The sequence below is a fragment of the Candidatus Rokuibacteriota bacterium genome, assembly GCA_016209385.1.
In the GTDB taxonomy this organism is placed as follows: Bacteria; Methylomirabilota; Methylomirabilia; order Rokubacteriales; family CSP1-6; genus JACQWB01.
Genome location: JACQWB010000290.1, coordinates 1 through 13,025 on the forward strand (window position 1 = coordinate 1; position 13,025 = coordinate 13,025).

Here is a 13,025-nt window from a genome sequence, read left to right on the forward strand (position 1 = left end):
AGCATGGAGTTCGTGAAGCGTCAGCGGCAGCTTCGGGATCTCGCCGACAACCTCGGCAAGATCGAACTGGATCTGACCCCCGAGAAACTCCGACGTCACCGCCGAAAGCGAGTGGGGAATGTACCTCGTTGATACGTCGGTCTGGGTTCACGCCCTTCGCCCTAAAGGTAACCCTGAGATCAGGGCGCGCCTTCGACCGCTCATCATCGCGGGCGAGGCTGCGGTGAGTGAATGGATCCTCCTGGAGTTGATCACCGGTCTGCGTAAGTCCGAATCACAGGAGACTCTGTTGGCGTGGTTCCAGCCGGTCCGGCGGCTCAATTTCTGGTACTCCACCTCCTGGGAGCATGCGTGGGCGAACGCGGCTCGTCTTAGGAAACGGGGGATCTCGGTGACTGCGGCCGATTGCCTGATCGCCACCGTAGCGATCGACAACAAAGTCCCGCTCGCGCACTGCGATGCTGACTTCGAGAAAATGAAGGGTATTCTCCCGCTGACCACCGACGATTGGACGCCACACCGACCGCGCTGACTGCGACAACAACTTCAGTCCACTAGCCGAACAGGAGTTCCAACCGCTCACGGCGGCGTTATGGCGCGGGCCGGCGAGGGTGGGTATTGACAAGCAGGCGCTGGCGAGTATGATAGAGCAGGTTCCAGAGGGAGGGGAACGCTTTCAGGTGCCGTCCTGACGGGGTTCCCCTTCATACTTTTCGGTACTCGATCTTTTTCCTCGCATCCTCCAGAAAGTCAATCCGCGCTCCTGCCGCTTTCTTCAGGAGCGCGGAACACCAAGCTCGATTAGGGCTCAACACGCGCTCCAGCTTCCTTTTCTCGGCCAGGTAGCGCACTAAAACAGTGGGAATCGCCGTCATTGGTAACAATGACGGCTTTTTCATACCGGGGGAAATCGATCATCGCCTGCAGCACGAGCTCCGCATCCACGTTGCCCTTGGGCTTGCCATCGGACCGGTAGGTCACGGGCTTGAAGATCACGATGTAGGGGCGCACGAAAGGCCGGAGCCCGACGCGCAATGACCTATAAGCCGGGACCCGACGGCCCCTGGCGTTACGGGGCGGGCCGGCGCCGGCGACGCCACGCCCAGAGCGCGATCCAGGCCAGAGGCGCGCTGAGCCAGAGCCAGCGGCCAGGCGTGCCGGTCAAGAGGTGCAGGAGCAGGAGGAGCGTGCCGCCGGCCGCCGCGATCCAGAAGAGGGTCGTCGTGAGGCCCCCCACGACCGTCTGCCAGCCGAACCGGATCACCGCGACGCCGAGCGAGGCGCCGGCCGCATCCCAGAACACGTCCAGGAGGCTCCCCGCCCGGGCTCCGGTCCAGCGCTGGTGGAGCTCGTCGAGGGTGGCGTAGGCGATCGAGATCGCGAGCGCCGCGAGGGTATGCCGGCCGCCGGGGCCGCCAGCGCGCGCGGTGGGAGCCGCGGCGAGGGCGCGGAGCCAGAGCCACGCGAGGATTCCGTACTCGGCGACGTGCGCGGCCTTCCGAAGCGCCGCGTGGAGAAAGTCGAGCTGGGCCGGGTCAGCCCACGGGAGCAGCGCGCCCAGCACGGGGAGGATCACGGGCCCCGTGGCTTCGGCGCTGAAGCTCGCCGTCGAGCCGACATAGATCAGCGCCATCCAGACGACCGGAGGGATCCAGCGTCGGAGGCGCATGGTCCAGGGATACACGAGGGCGCGAAAGTTGACAACCTCGGGGCGCGGTCCCTAAGATGGGAAAAATTTCGGGAGGCTCGGTGACGGATCGGCCGCTCGGAGAGCTCCTCGATCGACTCCTGACCTCCCCGGAGACGGGGAGCGCCGTCACCGCGACGCGTCACTTTCCCGCTCGACCCGCCGTCTGGGCCGACTCTCCCGCGAGCCTCGATCCGCGCCTGACCCAGGCGCTCAGGTCCCGCGGCATCACCCAGCTCTACTCCCACCAGGCGCGCGCCTTCGAGCTGGTCGAGAAAGGCCACCACGTCGTCGTCGTGACGCCCACGGCTTCGGGGAAGACCCTCTGCTACAACCTCCCGGTCCTCCAGGGGCTTCTCCAGCGGCCCGAAGCCCGGGTCCTCTACCTCTTCCCGACCAAGGCCCTGGCCCAGGACCAGCTGGCCGAGCTGGAGGCGCTGGCGCGGGCGCTGCCGAACCTCAGGATGTTCACCTACGACGGCGACACTCCTCAGGACGCGCGTCGCGCCGTCCGGGCCCGCGCCAACCTGGTCCTCACGAACCCCGACATGCTCCACTCCGGGATCCTCCCCCACCACACGAAGTGGCTGAACCTCTTCCAGAACCTGCGCTACGTGGTGATCGACGAGCTTCACGCCTACCGCGGCGTCTTCGGGAGCCACCTGGCCAACGTCCTCCGGCGCCTCAAGCGGATCGCGGCCCACTACGGCTCGACCCCGCAGTTCATCATGGCCTCCGCCACCATCGCCAACCCGCGGGAGTTGGCCGAGCGGCTGATCGGCGAGCCCGTGGAGGAGATCGCCGAGAGCGGCGCGCCGTCCGGGGAGAAGCTCTTCGTCTGCTACAACCCCCCCGTTGTCAACCCCGAGCTCGGGATCCGGGCGCCCTATCTGGGTGAAGCCGGCCGCCTGGCCGTGCGTTTCCTCCGCGAGGAGATCGCCACCATCGTCTTCGCCCAGAGCCGGCTCGCTGCCGAGGTCCTGCTCTCGACCATCAAGAAGGCGGTCGAGGACAGGACAGGGGACTCCGGAATCGTCCGCGGCTACCGGGGCGGGTACTTGCCGACGCGGCGCCGCGAGGTGGAGCGCGGTCTCCGGAGCGGGGAGGTCCGCGGCGTCGTCTCCACGAGCGCGCTGGAGCTCGGCGTGGACATCGGTCACCTCGACGTGGCCGTCCTCGCCGGCTACCCGGGGACGATCGCCTCGCTCTGGCAGCAGGCCGGCCGCGCGGGACGGCGGAGCGGGCCGGGGGCAGCCCTCTTCGTCGCCAGCAGCGCGCCGCTCGACCAGTTCATGGTGACTCACCCGGACTACCTCTTCGGGAGTCCGCCCGAGCACGCACGGGTCAACCCCGAGAACCCCCACATCCTGGTCAGCCACCTGAAGTGCGCGGCCTTTGAGCTTCCCTTCGACGCCGAGGCGCGCTTCGGCGCCCTCGAGGTCGGCGCGAAACTCCGCGCGCTCGAGGAGGCCGGCCTTCTCCACCAGGCGGGAGGGCAGTGGCACTGGACTTCCGAGAGCTATCCCGCCGACCACATCTCGCTCAGGACCGTGACCTCTGACAACTTTCTCGTGATCGACACGGCCGCGCGCGACGCCCGGGAGAAAAAGCGCCGGCAGATCATCGCCGAGGTGGACTGGAAGAGCGCCTTCGCCATGATCCACCCGAAGGCCATCTACCTGGTGGAAGGGGAGCCCTTCGAGGTCCAGGAGCTCCACTACCGGGAGGACGAGGAGAAAGTCGCGTACGTCAAGCGGGTGAGCGTGGACTACTTCACCGACGCCATCACAGCCAAGGGCGTCTGGATCCTCGCGCGCTTCGCCGAGCGGTCCTCACCCGAGCTCTTGGCCGAGCACGGGGAGGTGCTGGTCGCCGAGAAGGTGGTGGGATTCAAGAAGATCAAGTTTGGGACCCTCGAGAACGTGGGCTCAGGGGAGGTTGAACTTCCCCAGCAGGAGATGCAGACCACGGGCTGCTGGCTCACCCTCGATCCGGGCTTCCTCGCCGGGATCTCTCCCAACCGGGAGGAGGTCGTGGACGGGCTCAGGGGTCTCACCTATCTCCTCCACCACCTCGCCCCGATCTTCATCCTCTGCGACATCCGGGACCTGGGCTCCTGGCTCGGCGACCTCACCCCCGCAGGCGGGTCGCCGGTCGTGACCGCCCAGTCGGCGCGCGCGCGTCTCCTCGCGGCGGCGGAGTTCACCCCGACCGCGTACTTCTACGACAGCCAGCCCGGCGGGCTCGGCCTCGCCGAGGGGATCTTCTCCGTGCTTCCCGATCTGCTTCGCCGGGCGCGCGAGACCTTGACGGCCTGCCCGTGCCGCTGGGGGTGCCCCTCGTGCGTCGGCCCCGTCAACGAGGTCGGCCGCCGGGCCAAGGCCATCGCGAGCGCGATCCTGAACCGGCTGGCTCCCTGACGGAGCCTGCCGATGGCGCTCCCCGCGCGCTCTCACGCAGCCGAAGCCCTGGTCGGCGGCAGCTTGGAGCCGACCCCCCAAGGGCCCATTCTCGTCGCGCGCCGCCGGTACGCACTCCTGCACCGGGAGGGGAGCGTCCCGCTCGCGGCTGCCCTCGAACCCCCGCCGGAGGTTCTGAGTCTTCTCGCTCGGAGCCGGGAGGGGAGCCCGCCGCCCCACCGGCTCCTCTACCTCGATACCGAGACGACGGGCCTCGCCGGCGGAACGGGCACGTATGTGTTCCTGGTGGGGGTGGGTTTCTTCGACGGCGAGGGCTTCGTCGTCCACCAGTACTTCATGAGGGACCTGGACGAGGAGCCCGCCCTGCTCGCGGCCCTCGACGCGCTGCTCCCGCGCTTCGCGGGGGTCGTGACGTACAATGGCCGCGCCTTCGACCTCTCGCTCCTCGAGACGCGCTTCGTCCTGGCCCGCCGTCCCTGGCCCGAGAGCCTCTGGCACCTTGACCTCCTCCCCGCCGCGCGGCGGGTCTGGGGCTCAAGCCTCACCGACTGCCGGCTCACGACGGTGGAGGCGCACGCGCTCGGGCTCAGCCGGACGGACGACGTGCCGGGCGCGCTGATCCCGAGCCTTTACTTCGACTATCTGCGGCGGCGCCACCCCGCTGTGCTTCCGAAGCTCTTCGCCCACAACCGCCAGGACGTGCTCTCGCTCGTGGCCCTGGCCGGGTGGATGGGCCGGGCGCTCAGCGATCCGGAGGGCGTCTCCCTCCGCGCCGAGGAGTACGCGGGGCTCGGGAGGCTCTGGGAGCCGTGGGATGGCGAGCGGAGCCAGCGGTGTTACCGGGCGGCCCTGGACCGGCGCCTCCCTGAGCCCTCACGCGGACGGCTCCTCCTCCGGCTCGCCGAGCTGGCCAAGCGCGATCGCCGCTGGGAGGAGGCCTGCACCCTCTGGGAGACGGCGATCGCGGGGGCCGGCTTTCACATTCGTCCGTGGGAGGAGCTGGCGAAGTACCACGAGCACCGGAGCCGCGACGTCCCCAGAGCGTCGTGTCTCGTGACCGAAGCCCTCAGGCGGGCGCGCGCGGCCGCCGCCGACCCGCTGGTCATCGAGCGCCTGACCTATCGTCTGGCCCGTCTCACCCGCCGTCTCGGAGACGGGCGCGCCTCCCCCGCCTGACCCCGCGCCGGGCCTCGGTTGCCGTGGCGCCGAATAGCGCGGTAGGATGGTTGTGTTACGCGGTGTCCGCATGAATCCCGCTGAACTGGTCCATCGCCTCGAGGTCAACATCAGCCAGGCCCTGGTGGGCAAGCCGGAGGTCGTGCGCCTGGCCGTCGTCGGGCTCCTGGCGCGGGGCCATCTCCTCATCGAGGATGTCCCAGGCGTCGGAAAGACCACGCTCGCCCAGGCGCTGGCCCGCTCGCTGGGTTGCTCGTTTCAGCGGATCCAGTTCACCTCCGACCTCCTCCCGTCGGACATCCTGGGCGTGTCGGTCTACGACCCGAAGAGCGGCGAGTTCGTCTTCAAGCCGGGCCCCCTCTTCGCCAACGTCGTCCTGGCGGACGAGATCAACCGGACCACGCCCAAGACCCAGTCGGGTCTCCTCGAGGCGATGAACGAGTTCCAGGTCTCGCTCGACCACCACACCTACCCGCTCCCCCAGCCCTTCATGGTCCTCGCCACCCAGAACCCGATGGAGTACCAGGGGACCCATCCGCTCCCCGAATCCCAGCTCGACCGTTTCCTCCTGAGGATCCGGATCGGCTATCCGGAACCAGTAGACGAAAAGGCGATCCTGCGCTGGCGCGGGCTCGGGGCGATCCAGGAGCTAGAGCCGGTGCTCTCTCCCGGCGACGTCGCCATGCTCCAGGCCTCCGCCCAGCAGATCAGGCTCGACGACTCGATCCTGGATTACGTGATGGCGCTGGTCGAGGCGACCCGCCGGACGCCGCTCCTGGGGCTCGGCGTGAGCCCGCGGGGGGCCCAGGCCCTGGTCCGGGCCGCCCAGGCCCTCGCCCTGGCCGACGGGCGCGGCTACGTCGTCCCTGATGACGTCAAGGCGCTGGCCGTCCCCGCCCTCGCCCATCGCGTTCTGGTGCGCTCGCGCCTGGAGCGGGTGGGTGGCGAGGCCGTTGAAGCCGAGACGGTCATCCGCTCGCTCCTGCAGGAGATTCCGGTTCCGCGCTAGTGCAGTTCCAACTTGTTTCGCCTATGCCGGTCGCCACGGGTCCTGTCCCGGCGCGGGTACCCGCGCCGAAGGCGTGGGTGCCCACGGTGCTCACTCCCGCGAGCCCGAGACTGTGCGATCATCCGGCACCGAGTGCGAAGCGTGGTGCTGGTCTCGCGGTGCGCTCCGCGCCGTGGGGCGCCCCGCTCGCCGTGCCACCCGTGGCGACTCGCACTGTTTGGCGGAGTTAATTGGGACCGCGCCTAGTCCCACCGAGGTGAAACCATTTCCCGGGCGACCCGGCTGAAAGAGATCGTCTGGCTTCTCATCCGCCCGCGTCGCACCATCCGGCCGACGCGGGAAGGGTGGTGGTTCCTCTTCGCGACCCTGGCCCTTGGGCTGGCCGCCTCCAACACCGGCAATAACCTCCTCTACCTCCTCGTCTCCACCCTCCTGGGGCTGATCGTCGCCTCTGGAGTGCTCTCCGAGCAGTCGATGCGCGGGCTCAGGCTCGCGCGGCTGACACCGAGCGAGATCTTCGCGGGTCGACCCGCGCTCTTCGGGCTCACCCTCACCAATACCAAGCGGTGGCTCTCCGCCTATTCGATCGCGCTCGAGTCTCCCCCGGTGGCGGGCGGGGGCGTCCGGGTCTCCTACGTTCCCAAGCTCGATCCCGGCCAGGAGACGCTCGTGACGACGGAGGAGACGCTCCCGAGGCGCGGCCGTCACCAGCTCCCCAGGGTCAGGGTCGTCACCCGCTTCCCCTTCGGCCTCTTCCTCAAGGCGAGCCGCCCGCTCCTGCGCCAGGAGGTGCTGGTCTACCCGGCAGTCAGGCCGTTGACACCCGAGGATCTCAGGGGCCTCGAGGGCGACGGCAGCCAGCCGCGGCGGAAGGTCGGCCAGGGCGCCGATCTCCACAACCTCCGCGACTACCGCTGGGGAGACGATCCGCGCCTGATCCACTGGAAGTCGAGCGCCAAGACCAATCGCCCCGTGGTCCGGGAGCTCGAGGCCGAGGCCGCCCTCGCGGTTCGCTTGGTCCTTGAGCCCGCCCCGGGGCCCGCCCAGCCCGATCGCGTGGAGGGCGCGCTCTCCTGGGCAGCCTCGCTGGCCGCCCATCTGATCGCCGAGGGCGGCCAGGTGGAGCTGGTGGGTCCCGGGCTCAACGTACAGCGCGGCTCGGGTCCCGCTCAGCTGAGGCGGATCCTGGAGGCGCTGGCCCTGTTTGATTCGGACGCCGGGGGCGGGCCGGGCGCTCCCGAGGCGACCCGCGCCACGCCCCATGCCGGATCCCTGCGTCCCCTCGAATCTCCGGTCCGCGTGATCCGGATCAGCCTCGGCGGGTCGGCTGCGGGGTAAGCGTGTCGCTGCAGCTCGCGTTCAAGGTCTCGATCTACCTCCTCGTCCTGGACGGGATCGCGGCCCTCGTGGTCGGAGGGCTCTTCTCGCCGGCCGGGGCCGCCCTCGTTCTCCTGGCAGTCGTGGGGAGCTGGTGGGGCGACCGGCTCCGGGCATGGAGCGATGCCGTCCCGGCGCTCTGGCGCGTCCTCGCCCTCGGGGCCGCGGCCTTCGCCGTGATCGACCTTTTCTACCTGGCCGAGTCGCTCCTGGACGGCTTCGTTCACCTCCTACTGTTCGTCACGTGCTACAAGCTCTACAACCGCCAGAGCTTGCGGGATGCCCGCGACGTGTTCATCCTGACCTTCTTCATGCTGGTGGCCGCTGCGGCGCTCACGGTGAGCCTCGGCTTCCTGCTCATCCTCGCCGCGTTCCTGGTGCTCGGGATCTGGAGCTGCATCCTCTACCAGCTTCTGGGCGAGACCACCCGGTACCGCCCCGAGCAGATCGCGACGCTCGGAGGGCAGTGGCTCATCGCGCCATCCTTCGTCGCGGTCGTGCTGACAGCGTCAGCCCTCACCATGGCCTTCACCCTCGTGATCTTCTTCGTGATCCCGCGGATCGGCCAGGCCGCGCTGCCGCTCAAGGCGCGGGCCGGCCAGGTACTGTCGGGGTTCTCGAACCGCGTGGACCTCGGCAGCTTCGGGTCGATCCAGACCGATCCTACCGTGGTGATGCGGGTGCGCTTCCCCGGCGGGTCCCCGCCGCCGGACGTGCTGGCGGCGCTTCGCTGGCGCGGGGTCGCGTTCGATCACTTCGACGGCCGCGAATGGCGGGTGAGCCGCCCCGATCGGAAGCCGGCCGTCCGGGGCCCGGACGGCCAGTTCGTCCTGGCGCCGCCCCATGGCGGCCGGTTTCTGATCCAGGAGATCTACCTCGAGCCGATCGGGAGCGATGCGCTCTTCGCCGTCCCGCGGCTCCTCGGCGTCAGCCTGCCGGCGGGCCAATTGTTCGTGGACTCGACGGAGAGCGCGGCCCTCTCCATCCCCAACGCCCGGGTGCGCTACGTCGCCTATTCTGAGCTCGAGCCGGACCCCCGGCGTGACCCGCGCGCGCCCACGGGAGCCGTGCCGGAGGGGATCGGGGAGCGCTACCTTCAGCTCCCCCGGCTGTCGCCCCGCGTCGCTGCGCTCGCCCGGGACGTCACGCGTGGGGCTCGCGACCCCTATGAGGCCGCCGTCGCCCTGACCGAGTATCTCCGGCGAAGGTTTCAGTACACGCTCGACCTCAAGCGCCAGAGCGATCTCCCGCCGCTGGAGGAGTTCCTGTTCGTGAGCCGCGCGGGCAACTGCGAGTTCTTCGCCGCGAGCCTGGTCGTGCTCCTCCGGACGCTCGAGATTCCCGCCCGGGTGGTCAACGGGTTCCAGCTCGGAGAGTGGAACCCCTACGGCGGCTACTTCATGGTCCGCCAGCGCGATGCCCACTCCTGGGTCGAGGTGCACCTGCCCGGCGTCGGCTGGGTGACGCTCGACCCTTCCCCCCGGGCCGAGCTCGACGCCGCCTTCCTGACGAGCCAACTCTCCCACTACCTCGATTCGATCCGGATGCGCTGGTACCGCTACATCGTGAACTGGAGCCTGCTCGACCAGATCGGGGCCGCCGCCGCCATCCGTCGCCACACCTTCCAGTGGCGGCGGGCCGTGTCGCGGGCATGGCTGTCAACGGAGTGGCAAGCGTGGGACCGCTGGATGCTGGTGGCCGGTGTGCTCGGGGTGGCGTTTCTCCTGGCCGCAGGGGTCAGACGGGCCAGCGGGCGGTCCGCCCACCGCCGCGCCCTCATGCCGCCCCGCCGCTTCCGGGCCTATGACGCCCTCTTGAAGAAGCTCTCCCGGGCCGCGCTCGTCCCGCGCCCGTCAGAGACCGCGCGCGAGTTTGCCTCACGGGCGAGCCTCGCCGTTCCCGACTTCGGCGTCGCGCTGCGGGAGGTCACCGCCGGGTACGAGCGGGCCCGTTTTGGCGATGCGCCGGTCGGCTCGGAGGAAGAGCGACGGCTCCTCGCGCTCGTAGAGTCGCTTCCGCCGCGTAGTTGACTCGGAAGGGGGGCTTCGCCCCCCTTCCGAACCTCCCCCGCAGTTCGAGCGTGGCGGGGTCCGGCCATGCCGCCAGGCAGGCCCGCCGCCGCGCGAGGCCCGAGTTAATTGCGCCGGCCGGGTACCCACGGCGTAGCCGTGGGTGGGCGCTCGAATGTGCTTATTCGGACAGCCGCGTAGCGCCCGGCGTCACGCATCGGAGGGCGCACCACCGGTCCAGCGGCGCTGACAGGGCCGCCGCCGACATCCCGACGACTAGCGTGTCAGGGTAATGTCCTTCGAGCGCGGGCTTCGCCCGCGCAACCGATTCCTGGGGGAGGCCTCGGAGGGGGCCGTCGAGGCCCCCTCCGATTGTCCTACTCGTGCTGGAGCGGCCGGACGTCCGCCGGGAATGTCACGACATGGATGACGTGGGCTTCAGCCCGGACCTGGGTCCCTGGGGGGAAGAAGGCTGACGACGGCTGCGAGGAGTGGACGAGATGGCCTGAGGGGAGCCGGATGCAGTAGAGGTTCTCCGAGCCGCGGAAGTGGCGGTGGACGATGGTGCTCTCACCGTCGGGGTGGGGGTCGAAGGTGATGTCGTCGGGCCGGATCATGACCTCCACCCTCTCGCCGACCCCGGGGCCGTCCCTATGAGCGAAGACCCCGAGCTCGGTGGCGATCCCTTCGGCTGTGACCACGCCCGGGAGGAAGTCCGCGGCCCCCACGAACTCGGCAACGAAGCGGGTGGCGGGGTGGTGGTAGATCTGCTCAGGCCTATCGAGCTGTTCCAGCCGGCCCTGGTTCAGGACGCCCACCCGGTCGGCCAGCGTGAAGGCCTCTTCCTGGTCGTGGGTGACGAAGATCGCTGTCGTGCCCGTGTTCCTGAGGATCTTCTCGACCTCTTCCCTCAGTTGGGCGCGGAGGTCGGCGTCCAGGTTGGAGAACGGCTCATCGAGGAGGATCAACGCGGGCGCGGGGGCGAGGGCGCGGGCCAGCGCCACGCGCTGCTGCTGGCCGCCCGAGAGCTCGTGGGGGTAGCGCGTCGCGAAGGCCTCGAGGCCGACGAGCTCCAGGGTCAGCGTGACCTGCTTTTTCCGGGCCGAGCGGTCCAGGCTGTTCAGGCCGAACGCGACGTTGTCCGCCACGGTGAGGTGCGGGAAGAGCGCGTAGTCCTGGAACACCACGCCGACCCCCCGCTCCTCCGGGGGGCTCCACCGCCCCGGCCCCGCCATGACCGCTCCGCGGATCACCACGGAGCCCGCGTCAGGGACCTCGAAGCCGGCGACCAGCCTGAGCGTCGTCGTCTTCCCGCACCCCGACGGCCCGAGGAGGACCAGAATCTCCCCCTGCTCCACCGCGAGCGTGAGACGATCGACGGCGGGCGGCGGGTCGGGCGCGTAGCGCTTCGTGACGTCCTGGAGCTCGAGGAGGCGCATAGCTCCTAGAGGTCCTCGGGTGCGCGCTCGGAGCGCTTCGGCCGTGTGCGGGTGGACGATTGGCGCATTCGAATGGAGTTTTTCAGCCCCTCCCTAGGTTAGCGCATCCGGTGTCAGGCTCGGAGGGCCTCCGGATTCACCGGCGTGAGCGGCGGGTTTCCCTCGAGCACCGCCAGGCAGTTCTCCACCGCCAGCGTGGCCATTTTGACCCGCGTCTCGGCGGAGGCGCTGGCGATGTGCGGCGCGAGGACCACGTTCGGGAGGCCCAGGAGCCCGGGGTGGACCTTAGGCTCTTCCTCGTAGACGTCGAGCCCCGCCCCCGCGATCCAGCCCTCGCGGAGCGCCTGGACCAGCGCGGCCTCGTTCACGATCGGTCCCCGCGCCGCGTTGATGAGGTAGGCGGTCCGCTTCATCTGCTTCAGCTCGGCGATGTCGATCAGGTGGCGGGTGTGGGGCGTGAGCAGGGTGTGGAGGGTCACGAAGTCCGATTCCCTGAGCAGCGTCGCCTTATCGGCGAAGGTCGCCCCCAGCTCCCGTTCTGCGGCGGCGTCGGCCCGCACGACGTCGTGGTAGAGGGTCCGCATGTTGAACCCGCGGGCGCGGCGCGCCACCGCCCTGCCGATCCTCCCGAAGCCCAGGATGCCGAGAGTCTTCCCCTGGATGTCGCTGCCGAGGAGGACCATGAACTCCCAGCGGCTGAACTTGCCGGTCCGCACGTACTGGTCCGCCTCGACGACCCGCCGGGCCACGGCCATCAGGAGCGCCCAGGCGAAGTCAGCCGTGGTCTCCGTCAGGACGTCGGGGGTGTTCGTCACGACGACGCGCCGGGCGGTGCACGCGGCCACGTTAATGTTGTCGTAGCCCACCGCCACGTTGGCCACCACTTTGAGCCGGGGAGCCGCAGCCAGCACCTCCTCGTCGATCTTCTCGCTGACCATGGCCACGAGCCCCTCTTTGTCTTTGAGCCGGGTGAGCAGTTCAGCCCGGGGCAAGGGGTCGGCCCCGGCGTGGAGGTCCACCTCCGCCCGCTGGCGGGCAATGACCAGGGCTTCCTCCGGTAGGGGCCTGGAGATCAGGATCACTGGCTTCATCGCTTACCTCGCTTGAAAATTTAAGAGATTCCTCGAATTTATAGAGGCAAAAGTCAAAAATACTAGAAAATTCTCGTAAACATCCAGTGGGCTGCCGAGTTCGGCTTCTTTCGCTTCAATTATTGCCTTGATTCCCTTATCCGGCCGGGCTATATTAGCACTCGCTTCAGGTGAGTGCTAAAATTCCCGTGAAACATCCCAAACCACCCAAAGGAGGGAGCCCAAGATGAAGATTCGTCCGTTGCACGATCGCATCCTTCTCAAGCGCTTGGAGGAACAGGAGGAAGAGCGCCGCGGGGGCATTATCATCCCGGACAGTGCGAAAGAGAAGCCCCAGAGGGGAAAAGTCATCGCGGTGGGCGATGGCAAGATGCTCGAAAACGGCAAGCGGGTCCCCCTGGACGTGAAGGCGGGCGACCAGGTGCTTTTCGGCAAGTACGCGGGGTCCGAGGTCAAGATCGAGGACGAGGAGTACCTGATCCTTCGGGAAGAGGATATTCTCGGAATTCTTGAATAATCATGCGGCCAGGCCGTGAAGCGGCCCGGCAAAATTCCTCACAGGCGAGGAGGAGGAGGCTATGCCAAAACAGCTCTTGTTCAACGATGAGGCCCGGGCGGCCCTGCTCCGCGGTGTCAACATCATGGCGTCGGCAGTGAAGGCCACCCTGGGGCCCAAGGGACGCAACGTCGTCATCGACAAGAAGTTCGGAAGCCCCACCATCACCAAGGACGGCGTCACCGTCGCCAAGGAGATCGAGCTGAAAGACAACAACGAGGACATGGGGGCCCAGATGATCAAGGAGGTGGCCTCCAAGAC

Annotated in this window: 12 protein-coding genes; 8 read left to right on the forward strand and 4 right to left on the reverse strand. The window is 68.6% G+C overall.

The window, feature by feature from the left end; genetic code table 11:
* Positions 1–118 precede the first annotated feature (118 nt).
* A complete protein-coding gene (locus HY726_21890) occupies positions 119–532 on the forward strand; it encodes a PIN domain-containing protein (GenBank protein MBI4611649.1) in 414 nt (137 codons plus the stop codon).
* A 269-nt stretch (positions 533–801) separates the two neighbouring features.
* Here HY726_21890 and HY726_21895 read toward each other — a convergent pair whose 3' ends face one another.
* Together HY726_21895 and HY726_21900 are read right to left on the reverse strand one after the other, a co-directional pair.
* Complete coding sequence (locus HY726_21895; protein MBI4611650.1) at positions 802–1,011, reverse strand: hypothetical protein; 210 nt, start codon at positions 1,009–1,011, stop codon at positions 802–804.
* A 58-nt stretch (positions 1,012–1,069) separates the two neighbouring features.
* Complete coding sequence (locus tag HY726_21900; protein ID MBI4611651.1) at positions 1,070–1,669, reverse strand: VanZ family protein; 600 nt, start codon at positions 1,667–1,669, stop codon at positions 1,070–1,072.
* 56 nt (positions 1,670–1,725) lie between these two features.
* Here HY726_21900 and HY726_21905 point away from each other — a divergent pair, with 56 nt between their 5' ends.
* From HY726_21905 to HY726_21925, 5 genes are all read left to right on the forward strand, one after another.
* Positions 1,726–4,107 carry a DEAD/DEAH box helicase gene (locus HY726_21905; protein ID MBI4611652.1) on the forward strand — a complete coding sequence of 794 codons (2,382 nt, stop codon included), beginning with the start codon at positions 1,726–1,728 and terminating at the stop codon, positions 4,105–4,107.
* Positions 4,108–4,119: 12 nt separating this feature from the next.
* Entirely contained in the window at positions 4,120–5,283 is a 1,164-nt protein-coding gene (locus HY726_21910; protein MBI4611653.1) for a ribonuclease H-like domain-containing protein, read from the forward strand.
* Positions 5,284–5,353: 70 nt separating this feature from the next.
* The gene (locus HY726_21915) at positions 5,354–6,292 is read left to right on the forward strand and encodes a MoxR family ATPase (protein MBI4611654.1); all 939 of its coding nucleotides are present in this window, start codon (positions 5,354–5,356) and stop codon (positions 6,290–6,292) included.
* 474 nt (positions 6,293–6,766) lie between these two features.
* Positions 6,767–7,630, forward strand: coding sequence for a DUF58 domain-containing protein (locus HY726_21920; GenBank protein ID MBI4611655.1), 864 nt, complete (start codon positions 6,767–6,769; stop codon positions 7,628–7,630).
* Between the two features lie 2 nt (positions 7,631–7,632).
* Positions 7,633–9,699, forward strand: coding sequence for a DUF3488 domain-containing protein (locus tag HY726_21925; GenBank protein MBI4611656.1), 2,067 nt, complete (start codon positions 7,633–7,635; stop codon positions 9,697–9,699).
* 356 nt (positions 9,700–10,055) lie between these two features.
* On the opposite strand, the gene HY726_21930 is transcribed toward HY726_21925, so the two are convergent.
* Positions 10,056–11,117 carry an ABC transporter ATP-binding protein gene (locus tag HY726_21930; protein MBI4611657.1) on the reverse strand — a complete coding sequence of 354 codons (1,062 nt, stop codon included), beginning with the start codon at positions 11,115–11,117 and terminating at the stop codon, positions 10,056–10,058.
* Positions 11,118–11,230: 113 nt separating this feature from the next.
* Entirely contained in the window at positions 11,231–12,208 is a 978-nt protein-coding gene (locus HY726_21935; protein ID MBI4611658.1) for a D-glycerate dehydrogenase, read from the reverse strand.
* A 226-nt stretch (positions 12,209–12,434) separates the two neighbouring features.
* Here HY726_21935 and groES point away from each other — a divergent pair, with 226 nt between their 5' ends.
* Positions 12,435–12,725 carry a co-chaperone GroES gene (gene groES, locus HY726_21940; GenBank protein MBI4611659.1) on the forward strand — a complete coding sequence of 97 codons (291 nt, stop codon included), beginning with the start codon at positions 12,435–12,437 and terminating at the stop codon, positions 12,723–12,725.
* 61 nt (positions 12,726–12,786) lie between these two features.
* On the forward strand, positions 12,787–13,025 hold a 239-nt coding region (groEL, locus tag HY726_21945; protein ID MBI4611660.1), incomplete at its 3' end, for a chaperonin GroEL.